5 protein-coding genes and 1 pseudogene are annotated in these 2562 nt (G+C 55.4%); 3 read left to right on the top strand and 3 right to left on the bottom strand.

Translation table 11 applies throughout. From position 1 onward, the window contains the following. From PHP59_RS12600 to PHP59_RS12590, 3 genes and pseudogenes are all read right to left on the bottom strand, one after another. Positions 1 to 173 (bottom strand): annotated as a pseudogene (locus PHP59_RS12600) (amidophosphoribosyltransferase); the annotation flags it as partial. 16 nt (positions 174 to 189) lie between these two features. Next, positions 190 to 372 (bottom strand): 50S ribosomal protein L37e, encoded by a 183-nt coding sequence (locus tag PHP59_RS12595; RefSeq protein WP_067046631.1) that lies wholly within the window; start codon positions 370 to 372, stop codon positions 190 to 192. Positions 373 to 387: 15 nt separating this feature from the next. Continuing rightward, positions 388 to 615, bottom strand: coding sequence for an LSM domain-containing protein (locus PHP59_RS12590; RefSeq protein WP_067046633.1), 228 nt, complete (start codon positions 613 to 615; stop codon positions 388 to 390). Positions 616 to 725: 110 nt separating this feature from the next. On the opposite strand from PHP59_RS12590, the gene PHP59_RS12585 reads away from it, so the two are divergent. Genes PHP59_RS12585 through PHP59_RS12575 form a run of 3 tightly spaced genes read left to right on the top strand, consistent with a single transcriptional unit; the run spans position 726 to position 2181 of the window. Next, positions 726 to 1223 carry an RNA-binding protein gene (locus PHP59_RS12585; RefSeq protein WP_300167502.1) on the top strand — a complete coding sequence of 166 codons (498 nt, stop codon included), beginning with the start codon at positions 726 to 728 and terminating at the stop codon, positions 1221 to 1223. 47 nt (positions 1224 to 1270) lie between these two features. Then, positions 1271 to 1642 carry a cell division protein SepF gene (gene sepF / locus PHP59_RS12580; RefSeq protein WP_300167500.1) on the top strand — a complete coding sequence of 124 codons (372 nt, stop codon included), beginning with the start codon at positions 1271 to 1273 and terminating at the stop codon, positions 1640 to 1642. Continuing rightward, positions 1642 to 2181 carry a ZPR1 zinc finger domain-containing protein gene (locus tag PHP59_RS12575; RefSeq protein ID WP_300167498.1) on the top strand — a complete coding sequence of 180 codons (540 nt, stop codon included), beginning with the start codon at positions 1642 to 1644 and terminating at the stop codon, positions 2179 to 2181. Before sepF ends, PHP59_RS12575 begins: the two co-directional genes overlap by 1 nt. Positions 2182 to 2562 lie beyond the last annotated feature (381 nt).

Below are 2562 nucleotides of genomic sequence, written 5' to 3'. Positions count from 1 at the left end.
ATCTGCTCATCAAATACCTCGGCCACAAGCCCTTTGCCCTTGTGGACATAGGGCCGGTGGTCAAAAGTGGACATCCCCGCGCTCTCCTGCCCGCGGTGCTGGAGAGCGTACAGGGCATAGTATAGCGGGAAAGAGACACCGCCAGCATCCACGATGCCAACGATCCCACACATGATCTGACCTGAAAACTTAATGGGTCGGGATCCGGGAACGCTTCGTCGTCCACTTGTGACTGACCAGTTTCTTGCTCCGCCCGAAACCACAGGCAGAGCAGACCTTGTGCCGTGCGTGGAAGGACATCTTCCCGCACCGGCGGCAGATAATGTGACTGTGCTTCTGCCGCTTACCCATTGATGGTGTACCTTTCGTCATAACCGTTCACCGTAATTATTCAACAGAGGGAGATATATAGATCACATTGTCCCCGCGTACGATCAACGTACCGCGTTTCTCCACCTTGCCTTCGATCTCTTCTTCGGCCCGATCGAGGACGAGGTTTAAATGGACGTCGTAACCCTGCAGGACTCCGCGGATCTCACGCCCGCCTTTCAGAGAAATGATAACAGGCTGGCCGTTGAGCACCTGATCCAGAATCTCTAGTGGTCTTTTTGTCATGGCAATTACCTTTCAGACCTCTTCAAGAGTACCATACGTGCGTGGGGAATCTACTTAAATATACCGCGTCGAACGGTTTAAAGCAGAATAGACCAGAATCGTGGTGAACAATGGAAGAGATAAAGGTCAAAAAAAGGCACACGATCAAAAAATCAGAGATCGCGCGCATCAGAAACGCCCTGAAAGATGAAATCGGAAACGAAGAGACACTTTTCACATCAAAGAGTATCGAGGTCGTAGAAACGACGTCGGCCTTCAGCATCTATCTGGTGGAGAAAAAACCCGCCTTCATGGCCTTCGAGGACTGGATCTTCCCGACGGTACGGGGGGCGATCGAGCATCCCTTCGCCGCCCGGAGGATCACGATCGATTCCGGGGCCGTGCCGTACGTGATGAACGGTGCCGACATCATGCGCCCCGGCATCGTCGCCGCCACGCCGGACATCAAGAAGGATCGCCCGTGTATCATTGCCGAGGAGAGGTACGGCAAGCCCCTCGCAGTGGGCATCGCCCTGTACGACGCGGCAGAACTCATTGCACTGGAGAAGGGAAAGGCCGTCAGGACGGTTCACCGCGTCGGAGACCTGATCTGGAACCTGGAACTCTGAGGATGGATTGGATAGCATTAAATAAATTCCATTCTACAGTTCTTTCCATGGGTAAATTTCTCGATTCCATCATGGGCAAGAGCGCTCCTGCACATCAGGACGACTATATGGAACTGGATCTGGCATCGTACGAGGGTACGGCCAGCGACGAGCCCGCATCGATGCTTGTGAAAGTCGCCCAGATATCCGATATCAAGGACACCCCCCGCGTGAAGGACGAGGTTTACAACGGCAATGTTGTCATCGTCGACATATCCCGGCTGAAACTTGACAAGATCATGTACGAGCGGGTCTTAAAAGACCTCAGGGAGGTCGCAAACGACGTCAACGGCGATATCATCGGCCTCGGAGACCAGCATTACGTCATCGTCACCCCCATGTCCGTGAAGATCTCCCGCGAGAGGATCGGAGGAGCGTAGTGCGGAACGTCCTGCATGCGCCCTGTCCGATCTGCAAACAGGAGATCGAGTATATCTACCAGACGGAAGAAATCCCATATTTTTCCGAGATCCTCATTGAGAGCGCAGTCTGTCCCTGCGGTTGGCGGATGGCCGACACCTTCATCCTCCGGAACGGTCAGCCCGAAAGAAGCGAGATACGGATCTCGGGCGAGGACGATCTCTCGGTACGGGTGGTGCGCAGTTCTACCGGCACGATCGAGGTACCCGAACTCGGGATCACGGTGAATCCCGGGCCGGCGTCGGAGGGGTTCATCACCAATGTCGAGGGGGTGCTCGACCGGATCGAGGACGCACTCGATATCGCCCTGAAGACGGCCGACACCGAGGAAAGGGATCGGGCCCTCTCGATCAAGGCGCAGATCGAGGCGGTCAAGCGCGGCGAGGAGAGCATCACCCTGGTCATCGACGACCCCTCGGGCAACTCCGCAATCATCAGAAACCCGAAAGACGCCGGAGCCGCTCGGGACGAAGAACAGGCAGGGCAGACCTCGCCCTGACCCGACAAAATCTTTTCTGGCTCTTTTGAATCTTTATCCCGAATCGATCTCTCCCCTGATCGCATGATGAGCGATGCGGACCCTTCCGCCTTCCTCCCAGATATACCGAAAACGTACACTCCCGCGTCAAACCTCAAGAACAGGATTTACCATGAAAACCACTGAGGGGGTTTTCAAAGAACCGTTTGAAAATTCGTTTCGTGAGCGATTCTACAGAGCCATAAAACCAGAAAAAAGAAGATCAGCGGATCTTCACGCCGCGGAGGTACGCGCCGCTCTCCGGGACGACGGTGCCCGCCACCTGCACGTCGGGGATGACCGCCCTGAGGGCAGGGAGGCTCGATTCGGGGATGACAAAGGCATAGCCCATGCCCATATTGA

It is taken from the genome of Methanofollis sp., from assembly GCF_028702905.1.
Lineage (GTDB): Archaea > Halobacteriota > Methanomicrobia > Methanomicrobiales > Methanofollaceae > Methanofollis.
This window is presented reverse-complemented; position numbering and strand designations above follow the sequence as displayed.

Bases quoted from the DNA above. Each gene is read 5' to 3' on its own strand.
- PHP59_RS12595 (WP_067046631.1), bottom strand. From the start codon at position 372: ATGACGAAAGGTACACCATCAATGGGTAAGCGGCAGAAGCACAGTCAC.
- PHP59_RS12590 (WP_067046633.1), bottom strand. From the start codon at position 615: ATGACAAAAAGACCACTAGAGATTCTGGATCAGGTGCTCAACGGCCAG.
- PHP59_RS12585 (WP_300167502.1), top strand. From the start codon at position 726: ATGGAAGAGATAAAGGTCAAAAAAAGGCACACGATCAAAAAATCAGAG.
- sepF (WP_300167500.1), top strand. From the start codon at position 1,271: ATGGGTAAATTTCTCGATTCCATCATGGGCAAGAGCGCTCCTGCACAT.